The sequence below is a fragment of the Maribellus maritimus genome, from assembly GCF_022267315.1.
In the GTDB taxonomy this organism is placed as follows: Bacteria; Bacteroidota; Bacteroidia; order Bacteroidales; family Prolixibacteraceae; genus Draconibacterium; species Draconibacterium maritimum.
The window spans coordinates 67,006-85,796 of sequence record NZ_JAIKLE010000024.1; the positions used below are offsets into that span (position 1 = coordinate 67,006).

Below are 18,791 nucleotides of genomic sequence, written 5' to 3' on the forward strand. Positions count from 1 at the left end.
CTTATTCCACAAATTTGTAACCTATCCCTTTTAAAGTTTTAATATGGTCGTTACCGATTTTCTCGCGCAACTTACGGATGTGGACATCTATGGTGCGATCGCCGACTACAACATTATCGCCCCAAACCGAATAATAGATTTCTTCCCGGGTAAATACCTTTCCGGGTTTTGAAACAAGCAATGAGAGCAATTCAAATTCTTTTCTGGGGAGAATCATCTCTTCATCATCCATACGAATAAGATATCTTTCCTTATCAATTAACAAATTGCCAATTGTAATTGTATTTGAATCCTGCACAGCAGCAGGTTGTTCTTTTGTTTCTCCGGTTCTTTTTAATAACGCTTTTACCCTGCTTACCAATACTTTGGGGCGCACAGGTTTGGTTATGTAATCGTCAGCCCCTGCTTCAAATCCAGCAATTTGTGAATAGTCTTCACCACGGGCTGTTAAAAATGCAATTACAGTATTTTTTAACGCAGGTATTTTTCTGATTTCTTCACATGCTGCAATGCCATCCATTTCAGGCATCATTACATCGAGAATAATCAAATGAGGAGTTGTTTTCTCTGCAACTTTTATCGCTTCCACACCGTTTTTAGCTGTGTAAACTTTATAGCCTTCTTTTTCAAGGTTGTAACTTATAAATTCTAGAATATCAACTTCGTCGTCAACGAGAAGGATTTTGAATGTATTGTCACTCATAACAGAGATTGTTTTATTTAAATTTGCAAAAGTAGTTGCTTATTGTTAAAGCGCTGTTAAAAATACAATAAAATAGAATTACGGCAAAGTTAGGTTATTATTTGGCTTTTTCAAGTGTAAAAGTAAAAGTAGTTCCTTCGTCCAGTACACTCTGAACATTAATCGTTTGGTTGTGCGCTTCAATGATATGTTTTACAATTGACAACCCCAGACCAGTGCCTCCCTGTTCACGGGATCTCGATTTGTCGACCCGGTAAAATCGTTCAAATATACGAGGAAGGTCTTTTTTGTCTATTCCAATACCATTGTCCGAGACTTCAACAACAATTTTTTCATCAAAATCGTAAAAGCCAACTTTTACATTTCCTTTTCTTTTTCCATATTTTATTGCGTTGGTAACGAGGTTTGACAACACCTCGATGATTCTTTTTTTATCTGCCGAAACCATGATTGGCTTATCCGGTTTTTTTGCAAATTCAAGAACCATTTTTCGCTCTTTGGCAAGCATGTGTTCCATCTCAAATACTTCTTCGGTTGTTTTTACAATGTCAAAAACAGAATACTGGGGTTTTAACTCGCCCGTTTCAAGTTTGGTAATCGATTCTAAATCCTCAACAATCGAAACCATCCTGTCAATGCTTTTTTCTGACCGTGTTAAATACAGCTTATTAATTTTCGGATCTTCCAGACCTCCTTCAAGAAGCGTTAAAATATATCCCTGGATATTGAAAATGGGAGTTTTTAGTTCGTGCGAAACATTTCCAACAAATTCTTTGCGATAACGTTCCAAATCACGAAGTCTTTCGATTTCCTGCAACTGATTTTGTGCCCATTCTTCAACATCGTGTTCAACCTCTGCAATTTCAACAAATCCAAGTTTTTTTCTTTTGGCTGCTTTCCCTTTCTCGGGAAAGTAATTGATAATTTTGTAGATAGGCTTTATTTTATCTGAAATGAACTTATTTAAAATAAACTGAATCAAAAAATAAGTGATGAGAAAAAAAATAGAAGACGCGATTGCCAGAAATAAAAAAAATGAGTTAGTTTTAGAAGTGAAAATTCCGATAATAAAAACAAATATTGTTAAAATTAAGGAAATGATCAGAGCTACTTGTCTTGAAGAGAATTTATTCATTTTTGATATTTTTAGGGATACAAAATTAGAAAAATATTGTTACACGTTGATTAATAGTAATTTCATGGTTAGTTAATGTTAATTTAATATTTTGATGGTGTTTAAATTATTACTTAGCTTCTATATTTGCCCGCCGATAATAAAAACTAAATAATGGAAAATTTTTACCTAATTCTTGTTGTTATCCTCTTTGCATTAGCAATTTCCGATTTAATTGTTGGTGTGAGTAATGATGCTGTTAATTTTTTGAATTCTGCTCTAGGCTCAAAAGCCGCGCCAAAATGGGTAATATTTCTTTTAGCCAGCTTGGGTGTTCTTGTGGGGGCCACTTTCTCAAACGGAATGATGGAGGTTGCCCGTAAAGGAATCTTTCATCCTGACATGTTTTTCTTTTCCGAGATTATGATCATTTTTCTTGCAGTAATGATTACCGATGTAATCCTGCTTGACATGTTCAACACTTTCGGTATGCCTACTTCCACAACGGTTTCAATTGTATTTGAACTATTAGGAGCTGCTGTTGCAGTGTCTATTGTTAAAATTAAGACCATGGGTGGTTCTGTTGCGATAGAATTGGCTAACTATATAAATTCGGGCAAGGCTTTGGCTATTATTACCGGAATTTTATTATCTGTTTTTATCGCATTCACTATAGGAGCTATTGTGCAATATATTGCAAGGTTAGTTTTTTCTTTCCAGTACCGGAAATCAATGAAGTATTTTGGGGCAATCTTTGGTGGTCTCGCCATAACCGCAATTACTTATTTTATTTTGATTAAAGGAATGAAAGGTTCTTCTTATGCTGATTATAAAATTAATGAAACCGAAACACTTCAGGAATGGTTATCCCATCACTCAGGATTAATTCTTTTGTACGGATTTATTTTTTGGGTAGCTTTTATTCAGTTGCTAAAATGGATTTTTAACATTAAAATTTTAAAAATAGTTGTTTTAGTAGGAACCTTTGCTTTGGCAATGGCTTTTGCCGGTAATGATTTGGTAAACTTTATTGGTGTTCCTTTAGCTGGCTATAACTCGTTTAAAGCATGGGTCGGTGCAGGTGCAGCAGCACCTGAGTCGTTTACAATGGAGATGCTCGCAGGGAAGGTTGGCACGCCAACTTACATGTTATTAATAGCCGGGCTTGTGATGATCACAACATTAATTTTATCAAGAAAAGCTAAGTCTGTAGTTTCTACAACTGTTGATCTGTCGCGGCAAAACGAAGGTGACGAAAGATTTGGTTCATCTCTTGCCGCGAGAGTTATTGTACGTGGAACCACCAATTTTAACAAAAAACTGGTTAAAGCTTTTCCGGATTCGTTAACGGGTGTTGTGCGGTCCCGGTTTGCGCCATTCTCGTACACTTCAAATGAACCTGATCCACCCGCATTTGATAAGGTTAGAGCATCTGTAAATCTAGTGGTTGCCAGTATCTTAATTGCAATAGGTACATCTCTGAAATTGCCATTGTCAACCACCTATGTAACTTTTATGGTGGCGATGGGAACTTCTTTGGCCGATAGGGCATGGGACCGGGAAAGTGCAGTTTACAGGATATCAGGTGTTTTTGCAGTAATAGGTGGTTGGTTTTTAACCGCACTTATTGCGTTTTCTGTCTCAGGGCTTATTGCATTATTTATTTCGCTGGGTGGAAAATTTATGATTTTTGTTTTTGTTGCTGTAGCCATTTTTATGATTGTTCGCACTCACCTGATGTTTAAAAAGCGTTCGGATAAAGCTAAGGTTGAAGATGAAGATGTTTTTACGGAAAAAGACGAAGTTGAAAAAGTTTTAGCAAAATGTAACAAACAGGTGGTAAATTCAATTCTTTCAGCAAGTAAAATTTATTCTGTTAGCCTTGAAAGTTTTCTAAAAGAGAAAAGAGGAGGTCTGAGGGAAGGACTTGAATTAAAGGATGAGCTCAACCGGAAATCCAAAAAACAAAAAAATAAAGTTTTAACTACATTGTCGAAGATAGAAGGGAATGTTGATTCCGGTCATTTCTACGTCCAGATAGTAGACTATCAGCGTGAAGTTGCACACTCGTTGAATTTTACTGTTGAGCCCTTATTTGAGCATCTTGACAATAATCATAAGCCATTTACAGAAAATCAGTCTAAAGAATTGAAAAATCTCGTTGTAGAAATTGATGAGTTTATGAACTTCATGTTGCATATTGTAAAAGAAAACAAATTTGATTTGATTGCTGATCTTATTAAAAAAAGAGATCAAATTGTTGATTTACTTGCAGATTATGAAAAATTACAAATTAAAAGAATTAAAGGTAAACTCGTTAATTCAAGAAACTCAATATTGTATTTTAATACGTTAACAGAAACCAAAAATATGCTTTTACATTATATTAATTTGATAAAAGCATATCGGGATTTTATAACGGTAACAAATAAACAAAGCAAATAGGAATATAAAAGCCATTCGATTTAGAATGGCTTTTATATTTTAGGTTAGTTGTTTTGCAACAGAGGAAGGAAACAATTCAACCTGCCTTTTTCGATGTGTGAAACAAAATGCTCACGGCGATTGATTGAGATTCAAGTGAACTTTCTCCGGATAAAACAGCCTTTTTGAAACTGTATTCTATTGATTATTAATTAACTATTAATCAAAATTTAATCGCTTGTATTTTCTTCCGATTGATTTCAATTGTATCTTTTCATTCGAAATATACACAAAATGGAATCAAACTGCAGATTATTGTATAAATCGAACAATACCCATTTGCGAACATCCTTGCCTGTGTATTTTTATGGATTACCCGATAGTAATATTTATCTGATTTATGCCCGATTTTATGAGATAAATTTTAATAAGTCGGGATTGGAATTTGTTTTTGCAGTACTCAAAAACTACTACTACGAATTTGAAACAGAAAAGATAGCTACACTAAAAGGTGTTGATACTGCTTTGTCTTTGTTCAGAAAAGAGGTTGAATACAAAGAGCCTCAGTTAAGAATTGTCAAATGCTATAGAAATATTAAGTCTTTTGTTGAAGCTCAGAAATTCCTTGAGAAAAAAGCAAACGAAATAGTTAACACTTTTTTTAAGATAAAGAACTGAGGTAAATGGTGATTTTTGCAAATGTGTGGATTATGTCCGGCGGATTTTCAGAGCTAATCTGATTTAAAAATACAATTTGAGAGAGATGTTGATAAGAAGGAAGAATGATGGTTTTGTCAACATTTGCCTCAATCTATTATTCTCAAAAAATCTTGCTGCAGGAATACTGTTGTTCCCGTACGCGAGCTTATTCGCCTGTAACGTAATGATATAATTAAAACTTTTTAATTTTTAATTAATTCTTCTTTAACCAGCGTTCATTGGCTTTGGCATATTTTCGTTTGAATAACAATATCAATTTTATTCTATGAAAAGATTTCTACTTTCTTTACGGCTTCCAAAAATATTTACGCATTTTATGGAATGTTCAAACATAATTTTGGTAAACTGATGTTGTTTGGAGGGGTGCGTTTCGAAAAAACAGATATCGATTACGCAGGGCGTAACGTGGTAACCGACGGCAGTAAATTTGTACGTTTAGATATTTTAAATGATCAACGTACACACGAATTCTGGCTGCCACAGTTTTTGGTAAAGTACAGTATGAACAAAAATACAAATTTCAGGGCAGTGGTAACCCGAACTTATTCCAGACCAAATTTTAAGGATGTATTACCGTATAGAGAGGAGAAAGACAATGATGAGTTTAGCTTTGGAAATCCGGATTTAAAATATCCCGGAGTAACAAATTTTGACTTGTTGGGCGAAGCTTACTTCGGCGAACAGGGCCTGTTTTCCGGTGGCCTCTTTTATAAGCAGATTGACGATTTTGTATTTTGTTTTACACGATTTGCCCATCAAAGCGACGCCAGTACCGGCACATTGCTTGATAAAATCACAATCGCGGCGAATGGTCTGGATGCCCATGTTTACGGGGCTGAATTACAATTGCAGTCAAAATTGTATTTTTGGGATAATTTTCTATCTGATTTTGGTGTTTTTGCAAATTGTACTTATACGTTTTCGGAAGCTTATATTTATACACGCTATCCTGCCAATTACAGCGATGCACTGGTTATTTTTGGAGAAGATAATCTGAGTGCTTTTTTTGATGTCAACGGTGAGAAGGAAAAGATTACACTTCCCGGCCAGGCAAAGCATACCGCTAACATAGCCTTATTTTACGAAACGCCTGATTTTTATGCAAAAATAACCGCAAATTATCATGATGCTTTTTTGCAGGAATTGGGTGCCGACAGTGATTTGGACGAATATTACAATAAGGCCTGGCATTTTGATTTTACGACAAATGTTTCTGTCGCGGAAAATTTACAATTATCGGTTGATGTAATTAATTTTACGAATGTTCCAAAGAAGTTTGATATGGGTGCTCCGGATAAACTCGTGAAACAGGAATACTATTCCTGGTGGGGGAAAATCGGACTAAAACTGAACTTTTAGTATCGTAGAATAATTAGTGTACGTGAAAATTACTGCCCGGTTTGCGAGGTGTTTTAAAATGTAAAAGAGTTTATTGATAATTTTATAAATGAAATTCAGAATGAAGATTAAAGAAGCTATTTTTTTTATTGCTCTTATTGAACTCGTTATCCTGATTATGGTACTTTTTTCATGTGGCCGTCCGAGCGAGGGGTCACGAAAAGCGGGCAAACATATCACTTCGCTTGTATCGGCATCAGTTGAAACATTTCCGGTTCCCCAAAAAAAGAATGAAGATTCAGCCGACGATCCGGCTATTTGGGTTAATTCAAAATACCCTGAAAAATCAATAATTATTGGCACTGATAAAAAAGGGGGAATGGTAACCTATAATCTGAATGGCGAAGAATTGCATTATTATTTTACCGGTAATATGAACAACTGTGATTTACGATATGGCTTTAAAATAAATGGCGATACTGTAGACATCATAGCCGCCAGCAACCAATCGTACCATTCGATTTCGTTATTTAGAATTCATGACAACGGAATGTTGGATACTTTGCATTCAAAGGTTATCCGTTCGAAGATGGCGGACGAAGTGTATGGTTTGGCAATGTACAAGAGTAAAAAAACAGGCAAATTTTATGTTTTTGTAAACAGCAAAGCCGGAGAGGTCGAACAGTGGGAACTGTTTGATGATCATAAAAGAATTGACGCAAAACTGGTTCGTTCTTTTTTATTGGGTGCCCAAACCGAGGGGATGATTGCAGATGATAAAACCGGAATTCTTTACATTGGAAAGGAAGAAGCCGGAATTTGGAAATATAATGCTGAACCCGAAGGAGGTTCAGAGGGAACATTTATTGAAAACAGTTCGGAGAAAAATACCAATATAAAATACGACATTGAAGGACTTGCTATTTTCGATAACGGAAACGGAGGTGGTTATTTGCTTGCTTCATCTCAGGGTAATTATTCGTTTGCTGTTTTTGAACGACAGGCGAACAATAAATATCTTGGTAGCTTTCGGATTACAGAAGGAAGTATAGATGGAGTAGAAGAAACCGATGGAATTGAAATTACATCGGCTCCGCTCGGTCCTCATTTTCCCAAAGGAATTCTGGTGGTTCAGGACGGTTTTAATTTTGACGGGCGTAAAAAGAAGAGTCAGAATTTTAAGATTGTTTCCTGGGAAATGGTTGAACAGGTAATTCATGATTTTTAGTTTTCCCTTTTCCCAGGGAAATGTTTGACAGTAGTTGAACCAGTATCAGTAATGTAATTATTTTTAACGTAACACTTATGTAATCGTTAGTTAACACCAATTTTGCAATTTTGATTAAGATAATCAGTTGTATTGTTTTGGAAACTAGAAAATTAGAGGTTTCGGTCATTTCAGATTTACATCTGGCTACACACGGTAGCAAGCCCAAAAAAGTGCTAAAATACCTTAAGTCAATTCAGCCAAAGTTGCTGGTGCTGAATGGAGACATTATCGATTCCTGGCGTTTTAGCCGGAATTATTTTCCAAAACCCCATCTAAAGGTTGTCCGTTACTTAATTAAGATGATGGAAAAAGGAGTTCAGATTATTTATGTTTCCGGAAACCACGATGAGTTTTTGCGTAAAATGGTTCCTACTCAAATCGGAAATCTCAAAATTGTAAATCAGTATATTTTTGAATCAGGAGATACAAAAACCTGGATTTTTCATGGTGATATTTTTGATAAAATTATTCATAAAACAAAGTGGCTTGCCAAATTGGGGGCGGCAGTTTATGGTTTTGTTTCGATCGTAAATAATGAAATCAATAAATTGTTAAAGCTTTTTGGGAAACAGGAAGTTCAGTTTTACAACGGAATCAAGAAACGATGGATAAAAGATGATCATCTGTCGGGGTTTGAGCAGCAGGTAGCACATCTTGCCTTGCTAAAAGGATATCAAACAGTAATCTGTGGTCATACTCATGTTCCAATAGAAAAACATATAGTTTTGAATGGTAAACGACTGCAATATATAAATTGTGGCGATTGGGTAGAAAATTTTACCGCTGCTGAATTTTATCACGATAAGTGGCATTTGTTTCACTACAATGGTTTTGACGATGAATCTCAATCCGACGAGCAGGATTTTCCGGAGCCACAGCAGATTTATATGTCGCTTGTTAAAGAATTGGGAGCGTGATGATGAAGAGTAAGTCTTTTGTTATTGAAAGTAATTGTCTGTCAACCGGGATTTACTAATGTATATCCGGATTCTTAAATGTTACGACGCAAAATCGTATACAAAATTTGCATCTGGAGGTTTCTTAGCTTTTACTCTGTTGTAAGCAAAGTCCAACCTTCTATCCAGTTGCTTTCACCAAAGGCGCCTTTAAAGTTCACAATCTGAAACCACGAAACCGGTGTTTCTAGTATATCGCCCTGGATTTTTTCTTCAGGAATATAAATTCCGTTTGACCAATCGATTTGGGGATTGGAGATTCCGTTTTTGGCTATATTAAAATAATTTTCCCATTCTGTTTGTTGTTCTGAAGAATAAATTCCGGTGAGTTTAAAAACAGAAGATGAGGTTGAGGAAGCAACATCATAAAAGAGATTATTTTTTACGTCCAGATTTCCTTGTTGCCACTGATAAAAACAGTCGTGCTGAGAATCGGTAACTTCGAGTAAAACTCCCTGGTTTTTATTTAAAAACACAGAATTGGCTATTGTGCCGCCTGCATAGTTTCTGAAGTTAACACATGCACCATCACTTGTATTTCCATTTCCGATTAATGTAACGTTAAAAATAGTGGGTAAAGAAAAAGGCAAGCCATTAACAGGAGAAACACCACCCCCTGCTTCAATCAGGTTGTCACCCATGTAGTTTGATTGCTGTGCAAGCCAGAATTGCCCGTTTCCTGACCATCCCAGGTCATAATCAAAAGCATCGTCGCCACAACCTGAGACCACAACATGTTTCAAATTTACCGTTCCCCCAAAAATTTCAACACCATCATCCTCATTCGAAATAACTTCAACATAATCGATTTCGGTTTCACTTCCTACGCCACCCAGTGTTAATCCGTTTATTTCATTCCCGTCGCCAATATTTGTTCCACCGTGCCGGATTGAAACATATTTTAAAACGCCCGAGTTATCCGTTTCATCTACGCCACCATAAATTCCGCGGGGCTCTGCAAAAGGAATTCCTTCAATAGAAGCCTCTCCGCCTTCAATATTTACAGGAGCGTTTCCGAGAATAATTAAACCTCCCCACAATCCGGTTTCACTCTTTTCAACAGCGCCCTCCGAATCATCATCTTCTGATGTAAATATGATGGGTTCGTCGGCTGTACCATTCGCAATAATTTTGCCCCCTCGGGAAATTATCAGTGCACTTGCATTTTCTCCCTGCCCGGGTTTAAATCGGATTATAGTTCCTGCTTCAATGGTTAATGTTTGCCCATCATTAACAAAAACAAATCCTTCAAGAATGTAATCTTTGTCTTTTGTCCAGGTCACGGTTCCTGTTCCGCTTCCGTCGTCGCTTAAAACCTGTTGGCTTCCTTCCACCAGGTAATCGCTTTTTCGGCAGCCTGTAAAAGCAACAAAAATTAACAATATGCTTATGATCCTATACTTCATTTTTTGGTTTTTACATTTTAACTTCCAGATCTAAAAAAATAAAAGCCTGGCCTTCCATATTTGCTGCCCGGGGGTACCAGTCATGGTAGTTCAGGGCCATTTTAATATTTTTTATAGGATTGAACTGAATTCCTGCGACAAGTGCAGTCCCGTCATCTGCCAGATTCCAGGGATTGGTTTCTCCATTTATTCTGTTTGAACTTATTTTATCAAATCGGGCAAAAAGCTGGTATTGGCTGGTTATATTGTATTTCCCAAAAACTGACAGGCCAAAAATGTCGCGATTTTCTTCCCAACCGTCATTTTTTCTGAATATAAATTCACCGGCAATATTCCACTTTTTTTTATAATCATACGATGTAAAAAGAAGCAAAGTCGATTCATTTATTTCGTTATATGTAAAATCATAAAATACTCTTGAAGTAAAATTTTTTGGAAAAGTAAAGGTTGAACCAACTCCATATTTAAATACATCATCCATTTGAACGCTGTTGTAGCCCTCTCCGTTCATTATGGTAAAATCAGCATCAACATAATCGTTGAATTTATAATGAAAATTAACACCCAAATCAGCGGATGATCCCAGTTTGTATTCATCAGCGAGGGTTTTCATCAGGTATCTTCTTTCCCATATTTTTTCCTGCAACTTAAATTGTTTAAGGCTTATTAATCCAAATTCAATTTGTAATTTATTCTGGCTATACCTTAAATAGGCATTTTTAAAATAGGCGTAACGGCGAAGTTTTGAATATGGCGAGAGATCGTTGGGGCTGCCTACATCAACGTTTATTTTTGCATAAAACTCCGGGCTGAAGTTGTATTCGTAACCAATGTATCCCCTTACCAGTTCAAAGGCAGCTTCGTTGGTGCCGGATATCCCCTGATGAAAGTTGGCAAAAATGGTTGCAAAGGCTTTCCCTGAGGGAGTATAATCTTCCTGCGAAAACAAGGGGATAGAAAATAATACGAACAGACAGCTTATCAATTTTGTCTTCATCCAGATGTAGTTTTTATTTTGGGCACAAATATATATGATTCAGTTTTAATATTTTATTAATCAAATTGTAATAAACTTCAGCTAATATCACACCCGATTAAACAAAGATTAAGAGAAGGTTAACTTGATATTGTCTTAATGTTAGCTAAACCAGGCTGTTTTGAGATATTATCAACTGGTCTTTGATACCTGGAAATCTTTTGTTTTTTAATTTACCTTTGTAACGGGATAACCGGACAAATTATATCATGGAAAACGAGCAAAAAATTCTGATTGTTGACGACGAAAAAGATTTATGTGAAATACTGCAGTTTAATCTTGAAAGCGAAGGATTTCTTATAGAGATTGCCAATTCAGGCGAAGACGCATTAAAAAAGCCGTTGGAAGAGTTTGATTTAATTTTACTGGATGTAATGATGGGCGGAATATCAGGCTTTAAAACAGCAAATGTTATACGTAAAGAAAGAAACCTGGAGGTTCCGATTATTTTTCTGACAGCGAAGGGCGAGGAGAACGATGTTTTAACCGGATTTAATGTAGGTGGCGACGATTATATCCCTAAGCCATTTTCCATTAAAGAAGTTGTTGCCCGAATAAAAGCAATATTAAAACGTGGTACTTCAAATCAAAATTCAGGGAATCAAATTCTCTATGATAGCTTAAAAATTGACTTGAAGAAAAAAACAACTTCAATTGATGGAATAAATGTTAATTTAACAAGAAAGGAATTTGAAATTTTATCGTTGTTGTTAAAAAACAGAGACCAGTATATTAACCGCGAAGAAATTTTGAAACGAATTTGGCAGGACGATGTTATTGTCACTGAGAGAAATGTGGATGTTAATATTGCCCGCTTGCGCAAGAAAATTGGAGATTATGGTTCAAAAATTAAAGGCAAGTCGGGATACGGATATTGCTTCCGAAGTTAGGTTTAAGAACTTTTAAGCTGGTATTGTGATTAGAAAATCTTTTCGTGGCGAAATATTCCTTTATTTTATAATTGTATTTGTTTTTTTTACCATTGCAATTCTTACTTTTCAATACCAGAGGGAAAAAAATTACCGCATCGCCCAGCTCGAAAATACCCTTGACAATATAACAGAAATTACACAGCTTTTTATTGAACAAAACCAACTGATACAGGCAAACAAAATCAGTAGAATTGATGAAATAAAAAGTATCATTCCGCATTTTAAAACCAGGATTACTGTGATTGACAAAAATGGGATTGTTTTATATGACAGTTCAGTTGCCGATTACGAAGAAATGGAGAATCATCTTCAACGACCTGAGATCCTGAAGGCTATGCGTGGGAGTTTTGGGTCAAATATTAGAAAGTCGGCAACTACCTTGCAGGAATATTATTATTACGCCAAAAGTTATCCCGATTATTTTATCCGCACAGCAGTAGTATACAATGTAGAAGTCAAAAACTTTCTAAAGGCTGAAAGGGCGTTTATCTTCTTTATCGTCACCATTTTTGCGATAATCGGGCTCGTGTTATATTTGGTTACCGGCCGGCTTGCTCAAGCCATAAAACAATTGGAAGATTTTTCAATTAAGGCAGGCAGAAATGAATTATTCACACAGGATATCCGGTTTCCCGACAATGAACTTGGCATGATTAGCAGCCAGATAATTGAGATTTATAATAAACTCAAAAGAACCAAAGATGAACTTTCGACAGAACGGGAAAAGCTTTTTGGTCATTTAAATGCACTCAACGAAGGAATAGCTTTTTTTACAAAGAAAAAGGAGAATACGCTTTCAAATAGCCATTTTATCCAGTTTACAAATACAATCGCAAGAAAATCGGTGCGACTTCCCAATGAGATTTTTAAGATTCAGGAGTTTAAACGGCTGAATAAATTTTTAAAAGATAATTTGAAGCCCGGTACAAAGTTTGAAGCCGATAATTTGCCGCACGTGGAATTCACTATTTCGAAAAACGAAAAATATTTTGGGGTGCAGAGTATTGTTTTTCAGGATAAAAGTTTTGAGGTGATGATTACCGATATTACACGGTTGGAAAAAAGACGTTTGTTAAAACAACAACTTACTTCAAACATTGCTCACGAGTTGAAAACACCGCTGGCCTCGATTAAGGGCTATCTGGAAACTATTATTGGTAACTGGCCCGTTGTTGAGGAGAAAAGAAGATATTTTTTGGAAAAAGCTTATCTCCAGTCAGAAAGATTAACAAATCTTATTAACGATGTTTCACTGCTTAATAATATTGAAGATGCCGGTGAATTATTTGAATTTAAACAAAACGACATAAAAAGGATTATCGATGAAGTTTATGAAAATTTTGCAAGTCGTATTTCCGATAATAAAATTGATTTTATTAATGGAGTCGAAGAAGGGATAATCATAAATGGAAACGAATCGCTTTTGTTTTCAATTTTCCAGAATTTTATTGAAAATTCGATAAAATACGGAGGCAGACGAATAAAAATATTAATTCGGAACTACCACGAAGATGAAAGCTATTTTTACTTTGTTTATTCCGACACAGGTCCGGGCATTCCCGAAGAACATCTTACACGTATTTTTGAACGTTTTTACCGAATTGACAGAGGCAGATCCCGTGAAACCGGCGGTACTGGTTTGGGCTTATCAATTATAAAAAATGCCATTCAGTTGCATAAAGGAGAAGTTTCTGTAAAAAACCGATCTAAGGGCGGAATCGAGTTTTTATTCTCACTGGCAAAAAAGTAACTTTTTTTATAGTGCTTCTTGAGTTTTATATTGTAGGCAAAGGAAATTTATTGTTAATTTTCAATAGTTTACCTTAACTAAATATTATTTCGGCAAAAGCAGAACACCTTTTTACATCTCTCTTAATACCGCAAAAACGGTGTCAGATAACCCTTTTGAAAAATATTACAATTCTGTTAATGAAATGTAATAATTGCTTAAACCAATATTAATCATGGTGTAATTTTATTGGTATTGCTTCGCCTCCGAAAAAGCTTGTTTCAGAGGAGATAGTGAAAGTTTTTATCTCCCCAAAATTGAAATGATTTAATACGATTTAATATTAAAAACTATGAAAAAGATTAATTTGCTTTTGTTGATGTCTCTAATTTTTGGAGCTGTTTTGTTTAACTCATGTGATGATGACGATGACCCGGCAATTCCTGATGCGCCTTCAGTAAACGCTCCTTCATCTACTACAACAGTTGATGCAGGGCAATCAGTAGATGTTTCGTTCACGATATCTATTCCAGGAGGATACGGATCTTCATCTGCTTCTCCACAAGGAGGATCAGCAAATATTACAAGTGAGCCTGCTGCAGGAGCCACTTCTGGGACTGTAGTGGTTTCGTTTACTGCGGATGCTGCAGGGGGTGCTGCATCAGTTACTTTAACTGTTACTGATGCAAATCAAAAGTCAGATAATGCAACTGCCGTTTTATCAGTAAGTGAAGAGCAAACAACGGTATATGTAAGTTCAAATATATCGGAAAACACCACTTGGGAAACAGGGAAAGTTTACATCCTCCAAAGTCGTATATCCGTTCTGGAAGGTGTTACTCTTACCATTGAGCCGGGTGTCATCGTTAAAGGAGAAGCCGGGGCCGAAGCTAATGCTACTGCTTTGATGATTACACGTGGAGCTAAATTAATGGCAGAAGGAACAGCAGAATCACCTATTATTTTTACTTCAGTAGCTGATGAGATTATGCCGGGAGAAATAGCCAGTCCAAACCTTGGTAGTACAATGAATGGCCTGTGGGGAGGTTTATTAATACTTGGGAAAGCGCCTATTTCTGCTGATGCTGAAACTGCACAAATTGAAGGGATACCACCTTCTGATTCGAACGGTTTATACGGAGGCACAGAGCCTGAAGATAACTCTGGTATTATTAAATATGTTTCCATCCGTCATGGTGGAACAAACATTGGAGAAGGGAACGAAATTAACGGTCTTTCTTTAGGAGGCGTAGGCTCTGGAACAATAATTGAGAATATTGAAATTGTTGCAAACCAGGATGATGGCGTTGAATTCTTTGGTGGTACTGTTGATGTGAAAAATGTCGTTATTTGGAATACCGGAGATGATGCCCTCGACGGAGATCAGGGATGGTTAGGTTCAGTTGATAATTTTGCAATTATTGCTCCCGGAGATATGTGTTTTGAGTTGGATGGCCCGGAAGGTGCTGCTGTATCAGGAAATTATTTATTCACAAACGGAACTGTAAAAGCAACAACTTACGGTGTTAATGAAGATGATGAAGTGGTTGTAAAAAGACATGCTAACTTGTTGGTTGATAATGATGCAAATACCAATGTCGATATGAGTAATATTTATTTTTTCAACCTTATCGACGGACAGGTATTTGATCAGGTACCTACGGAATATACTTGTTCTTTCACTAACCTCGAAGTTACTTTGCCTGAAGGCAAAGCTGTAACTGATTTCTTTTTAGATGGTTCTGATACCAATGTAACTCCGGTTGCTGCAGGTGAAAATACTGTAGGAGCAGATGTTTCAGCATTTGCAACTTGGTCATGGACATCTGTTGCTGGAGCTTTGGATGAATTTTAACAGCTATCAGTTTTAGAAATTAAAAATAAAGAAACTCACAGGTATTTTGTATCACCTGTGAGTTTTTAATTATCATTTACAAGGAAGCTCAGTAACATTATCGGGTAAATTAATTTAGTGAGCTTCAAAAATCAATCAAAATTATGCGGGGATTAAAATTAATTTTTACAGTATTAACCCTATTTTTTACTACACTCATTTTCGGGCAAAAAGGTTTTGTCCGGGGATCTGTTTTTGATGGAAAGACTGGCGAATTTTTGCCCGGTGTGACCATTTTTGTAGAAGGTACAACTTTTGGAACTATTACTGATTTGGATGGGAAATTTAATCTGAGTATTGATCCTGGTACCTATCAGTTAAGAATTTCTTTTATTTCTTACGAAACGTTGCACATTGACGACGTTGTTGTTGAGTCGAACGAAGCAACAGTCCTCGATAATCTTAAACTGGAAGAAGCTACTATTCAGCTTGATGAAGCCGTAGTAACAGCAAGTTATTTGAGGAATACTGAGACAGCGATGCTTACGATGAAAAAGAAATCAGTAACTGTTTTGGATGGTATTTCCTCTGCAGGACTTAAAAAAATTGGTGACTCAGATGCAGCATCATCAATGAAAAGGGTAACAGGTGTTTCTGTTGAAGGAGGTAAATATGTATTTGTTCGTGGTTTAGGAGACCGCTACACAAAAACCATGCTTAATGGCTTGGACATCCCGGGACTTGATCCGGACAGAAATACAATACAAATGGATATTTTCCCTACAAGTATTATTGATAACCTGGTAGTGAATAAATCATTTAGTGCTGAATTACCAGCTGATTTTACAGGAGGTGTAATAAATATTAGTATAAAAGATTTCCCCGAATCAAAAAAAGCAAACATTTCAATGAGTGCAGGTTATAATTCCAGCTCTCATTTTAATGGCAATTACCTTACCTATGAGGGGGGAGATACAGATTGGCTTGGTTTTGATGATGGAACAAGAGATATTCCTGCAACCGAGAATATTCCTTTTTTTACGGATGCTATTAGTCATCCTGAGGGGGCAGATGGGCAGAGATACAGAGAAATCCTGCAGAATTTTAATCCAAATATGGCCGCTGTAAAAGAAAAGAGTTTTATGGATTATAGCATTGGGGCATCTCTTGGTAATCAATTCGAAATAGGTAAATATACTCTGGGATATACACTTTCAGCGTCATATAAAAACAATACTGATTTTTATGAAAATGCAGAGTATGGAAGATATGGACTTTTAAGTGATGCAGATGTAACGGAGATGGAGGTAAGGGAACACCAAACCGGAAATTATGGTGTTAACAATGTACTTTTGAGCGGACTTGCCGGACTTGCCTTAAAGACCAAAAGAGCAAAATACAGACTTTACGTATTGCATTTGCAAAATGGGGAGTCGCAGGCCGGTATTTTTAATTACGCCAAATCAAATCAGGGAACTGAATTTTCTGGTTTTCAACACAACCTCCAATATAGCCAAAGAGCACTTTCCAATGTGCTACTTGATGGCAAATATTCGTTTTATGAAAAAGGCTGGGAATTGGAATGGAAATTTTCTCCTACCTTTTCAAGCATCGAGGATCCTGATATTCGATTTACAAGATATCTGGACCGAAACGGAAATTATTCCATTGGAACAGAGGTTGGTTTTCCCGAACGAATTTGGAGAGAGCTGGAAGAAGTTAATTATGCCGGAGTTATTCATGTAACAAAGGATTTTAAGTTTAACGATGAGGACGCCAAACTAAAATTTGGCGGTGCCTACACCTATAAAGAGAGAGATTTTATTATTCGCAAATATATGATTAACGTTCGGGACCTTTCATTAACAGGTGATCCGGATGAACTTTTCAAGCAGGATAATTTGTGGCCCTATAACGGAGATTATTCCCGGGGGGTTACTTACGATGCTTCTTTTGTTCCCAACAATCCAAACCAATACAACTCGAATGTGAATAACGCTGCCGGATATGCCTCTATAGAATTAAATCCGGTAAAGAAGTTAAAAGCGATAGTTGGGTTAAGGGTAGAAAATTATACTCAGAATTATACTGGTCAAAACCAGTTGGGAACCATTGTGTTGGATAATGAAGAAGTGCTTAACGATTTGGATTTTTTCCCGGCATTGAATTTTATTTACAGTCTTTCAGAAAATCAAAATCTTAGATTTTCTTATTCAAAAACGATAGCTCGTCCGTCTTTCAAAGAACTTTCTTATGCAGAAATATACGATCCGGTGAGCGGTCGTACTTTTGTAGGAGGATTATTTCGGGACGCTGATGATATAGCCGGAGTAGAATATTGGGATGGTAACCTGACCAGTACCGACATACATAATTTTGATTTTAGATGGGAGTTGTTTTACGGGATGGGGCAAACGGTATCAGCAGGAGTTTTTTATAAGAAATTTAGAAATCCCATCGAAATGGTACAATATTTTACGCTTGTTGGCTCGTTCCAGCCACGTAATGTAGGAGATGGTGAAGTTGTTGGTGCCGAAATTGAATTGAGGCAAAGTTTGCAGCCATTAAGTGAAAAGCTCAAGAATTTCAATTTTAATTTTAACTATACTTATACCTATTCGCAAATTGAATTAAGCAGTACCGAATATCAGTCAAGACTTGATAATGCAAGAACAGGACAATCGGTAGGGAAATATCGTGATATGGCTGGCCAGGCACCCTTTATAATTAATGCAGGCCTCGCATATGATGGTGGAGAACAAGGATTCTGGAATGGATTTGAGGCCGGTTTATATTACAACGTTCAGGGACAAACGCTTCAATATGTTGGTATTGTTGACCGTCCTGACATTTATACCGTTCCCTTTCACAGTTTGAATCTGAATGCAAGTAAAAGTTTTGGCGAAAAAGATCACTTTCAGGTTGGCTTCAAAATTGACAACATACTAAGTGACAAAAAGGAATCAGTATTTAAGTCATACAACGCGGGCAACCAATATTTTGAACGCTTAAGCCCCGGAACTACTTTCCAATTTAAATTGGGATATTCCTTTTAGTTTGTTAGAGAGTAACTAAAGAAAATATTCAAACTTTACCCGGTAATGCAAATTACCCGCTATGATTGGAACCCTGGCATTTTTTTATGTCAGGGTTTGTCATATGAATTAGCAACTCTTTTTTCTTTTATGCGAGATCTGCCGTTCAATTTTTCAATGTTAAATATTTCAAAGCCATTAAAAAAATATTACAAAACAATTACACTTTTGAATTTTAATGTTAATTTTGTGTTAACAAACCCAAAGTTAAATATTAAAAAAGAAAGGAGGCTA

At 36.3% G+C, this 18,791-nt stretch carries 14 protein-coding genes; 10 read left to right on the top strand and 4 right to left on the bottom strand.

From position 1 onward, the window contains the following. Window position 1: 1 nt before the first annotated feature. Together K5G00_RS19640 and K5G00_RS19645 are read right to left on the bottom strand one after the other, a co-directional pair. Window positions 2-703, bottom strand: a complete 702-nt coding sequence (locus tag K5G00_RS19640) for a response regulator transcription factor (RefSeq protein WP_238767937.1) — start codon at window positions 701-703, stop codon at window positions 2-4. A gap of 97 nt (window positions 704-800) precedes the next feature. Further along, the gene (locus K5G00_RS19645) at window positions 801-1,685 is read right to left on the bottom strand and encodes a sensor histidine kinase (protein WP_238767938.1); all 885 of its coding nucleotides are present in this window, start codon (window positions 1,683-1,685) and stop codon (window positions 801-803) included. Window positions 1,686-1,695: 10 nt separating this feature from the next. On the opposite strand from K5G00_RS19645, the gene K5G00_RS19650 reads away from it, so the two are divergent. The 6 genes from K5G00_RS19650 to K5G00_RS19675 all read left to right on the top strand — a co-directional run bounded on the left by K5G00_RS19650 (window position 1,696) and on the right by K5G00_RS19675 (window position 8,486). Further along, complete coding sequence (locus K5G00_RS19650; RefSeq protein ID WP_238767939.1) at window positions 1,696-1,914, top strand: hypothetical protein; 219 nt, start codon at window positions 1,696-1,698, stop codon at window positions 1,912-1,914. A 77-nt stretch (window positions 1,915-1,991) separates the two neighbouring features. Then, complete coding sequence (locus K5G00_RS19655) at window positions 1,992-4,262, top strand: inorganic phosphate transporter (RefSeq protein ID WP_238767940.1); 2,271 nt, start codon at window positions 1,992-1,994, stop codon at window positions 4,260-4,262. Window positions 4,263-4,535: 273 nt separating this feature from the next. After that, window positions 4,536-4,919: a hypothetical protein gene (locus K5G00_RS19660; RefSeq protein WP_238767941.1), complete on the top strand. Its 384-nt coding sequence runs from the start codon at window positions 4,536-4,538 to the stop codon at window positions 4,917-4,919. Between the two features lie 315 nt (window positions 4,920-5,234). Continuing rightward, window positions 5,235-6,320 carry a TonB-dependent receptor domain-containing protein gene (locus K5G00_RS19665; RefSeq protein WP_317235559.1) on the top strand — a complete coding sequence of 362 codons (1,086 nt, stop codon included), beginning with the start codon at window positions 5,235-5,237 and terminating at the stop codon, window positions 6,318-6,320. 100 nt (window positions 6,321-6,420) lie between these two features. After that, window positions 6,421-7,527 carry a phytase gene (locus K5G00_RS19670; RefSeq protein WP_238767943.1) on the top strand — a complete coding sequence of 369 codons (1,107 nt, stop codon included), beginning with the start codon at window positions 6,421-6,423 and terminating at the stop codon, window positions 7,525-7,527. Window positions 7,528-7,637: 110 nt separating this feature from the next. Then, window positions 7,638-8,486 carry a UDP-2,3-diacylglucosamine diphosphatase gene (locus tag K5G00_RS19675; protein WP_238767944.1) on the top strand — a complete coding sequence of 283 codons (849 nt, stop codon included), beginning with the start codon at window positions 7,638-7,640 and terminating at the stop codon, window positions 8,484-8,486. 131 nt (window positions 8,487-8,617) lie between these two features. Here the strand turns inward: K5G00_RS19675 and K5G00_RS19680 are convergent, their stop codons facing one another. After that, the gene (locus K5G00_RS19680) at window positions 8,618-9,931 is read right to left on the bottom strand and encodes a hypothetical protein (RefSeq protein ID WP_238767945.1); all 1,314 of its coding nucleotides are present in this window, start codon (window positions 9,929-9,931) and stop codon (window positions 8,618-8,620) included. A gap of 10 nt (window positions 9,932-9,941) precedes the next feature. Next, window positions 9,942-10,928 carry a porin gene (locus K5G00_RS19685; RefSeq protein WP_238767946.1) on the bottom strand — a complete coding sequence of 329 codons (987 nt, stop codon included), beginning with the start codon at window positions 10,926-10,928 and terminating at the stop codon, window positions 9,942-9,944. 248 nt (window positions 10,929-11,176) lie between these two features. Here K5G00_RS19685 and K5G00_RS19690 point away from each other — a divergent pair, with 248 nt between their 5' ends. From K5G00_RS19690 to K5G00_RS19705, 4 genes are all read left to right on the top strand, one after another. Then, the gene (locus tag K5G00_RS19690) at window positions 11,177-11,857 is read left to right on the top strand and encodes a response regulator transcription factor (RefSeq protein ID WP_238767947.1); all 681 of its coding nucleotides are present in this window, start codon (window positions 11,177-11,179) and stop codon (window positions 11,855-11,857) included. 25 nt (window positions 11,858-11,882) lie between these two features. Beyond that, window positions 11,883-13,649, top strand: a complete 1,767-nt coding sequence (locus K5G00_RS30080) for a sensor histidine kinase (RefSeq protein WP_238767948.1) — start codon at window positions 11,883-11,885, stop codon at window positions 13,647-13,649. Window positions 13,650-13,980: 331 nt separating this feature from the next. Continuing rightward, window positions 13,981-15,483 (top strand): hypothetical protein, encoded by a 1,503-nt coding sequence (locus tag K5G00_RS19700; protein ID WP_238767949.1) that lies wholly within the window; start codon window positions 13,981-13,983, stop codon window positions 15,481-15,483. 143 nt (window positions 15,484-15,626) lie between these two features. Continuing rightward, window positions 15,627-18,518: a TonB-dependent receptor gene (locus K5G00_RS19705; protein WP_238767950.1), complete on the top strand. Its 2,892-nt coding sequence runs from the start codon at window positions 15,627-15,629 to the stop codon at window positions 18,516-18,518. Window positions 18,519-18,791 lie beyond the last annotated feature (273 nt).

Excerpts from the sequence above, each read along its gene's own strand:
- K5G00_RS19640 (WP_238767937.1), bottom strand. The coding sequence starts at position 703 with ATGAGTGACAATACATTCAAAATCCTTCTCGTTGACGACGAAGTTGAT.
- K5G00_RS19650 (WP_238767939.1), top strand. The coding sequence starts at position 1,696 with ATGAGAAAAAAAATAGAAGACGCGATTGCCAGAAATAAAAAAAATGAG.
- K5G00_RS19655 (WP_238767940.1), top strand. The coding sequence starts at position 1,992 with ATGGAAAATTTTTACCTAATTCTTGTTGTTATCCTCTTTGCATTAGCA.
- K5G00_RS19660 (WP_238767941.1), top strand. The coding sequence starts at position 4,536 with ATGGAATCAAACTGCAGATTATTGTATAAATCGAACAATACCCATTTG.
- K5G00_RS19670 (WP_238767943.1), top strand. The coding sequence starts at position 6,421 with ATGAAGATTAAAGAAGCTATTTTTTTTATTGCTCTTATTGAACTCGTT.
- K5G00_RS19680 (WP_238767945.1), bottom strand. The coding sequence starts at position 9,931 with ATGAAGTATAGGATCATAAGCATATTGTTAATTTTTGTTGCTTTTACA.
- K5G00_RS19685 (WP_238767946.1), bottom strand. The coding sequence starts at position 10,928 with ATGAAGACAAAATTGATAAGCTGTCTGTTCGTATTATTTTCTATCCCC.
- K5G00_RS19690 (WP_238767947.1), top strand. The coding sequence starts at position 11,177 with ATGGAAAACGAGCAAAAAATTCTGATTGTTGACGACGAAAAAGATTTA.
- K5G00_RS19700 (WP_238767949.1), top strand. The coding sequence starts at position 13,981 with ATGAAAAAGATTAATTTGCTTTTGTTGATGTCTCTAATTTTTGGAGCT.
- K5G00_RS19705 (WP_238767950.1), top strand. The coding sequence starts at position 15,627 with ATGCGGGGATTAAAATTAATTTTTACAGTATTAACCCTATTTTTTACT.